The following is a 570-nucleotide window of genomic DNA, read 5'->3' as shown; positions in this document are numbered from 1 at the left end:
AAATTTGGCAGGGATATAATATATGCTAAATTTCCCTGTGCAAGCATATAGGGATAATGCTTGGGAGCTTATATTATCATCTGTAGAAATTAATTTTAATCCAAAATCCACATCGCTTAGCCCTAAGCCCGTTTGCATTGCTACTTTGTCTATATCATAAGGATAAACTCTTGTAATATTTTGATAGCCATATTCAGAACATGGCTTCTCAGAACACTTATTTTGTGGCATAAGCGTATAAATCAATAAGTTTGATGTTTCTCCATTTTGGATTTTCTTTATATCTACTCCTAAAACAAATATAGCTTCATTGTTGTGTTGAGTTTTTTTAAATTGTTCTTTTATGGCTTTATTGTGATTTTGGATAAGTTCTTGAATCTTTGCTAAAAGATTGCTACTAATGTGAGGATTTGTATTTAGATATTTATCTTTATTGACTCTCAATTCATCGTTATTTTGTAATAAAATAGAATCTTCGTCTATCATAAAAACTGCAGGAAAGATTTTTAAATATCTAGTCGCTGCTTGTTGCATTAAATCAAACTTTAAATAGAACTCTTCCCAGTCAAG

General features: G+C 30.2%; 1 pseudogene. It reads right to left on the bottom strand.

The window, feature by feature from the left end:
* A pseudogene (locus tag CQA53_RS12955) lies at positions 1 to 570 on the bottom strand (hypothetical protein); the annotation flags it as partial.

The organism is Helicobacter didelphidarum, assembly GCF_003364195.1.
In the GTDB taxonomy this organism is placed as follows: Bacteria; Campylobacterota; Campylobacteria; order Campylobacterales; family Helicobacteraceae; genus Helicobacter_A; species Helicobacter_A didelphidarum.
This window is presented reverse-complemented; position numbering and strand designations above follow the sequence as displayed.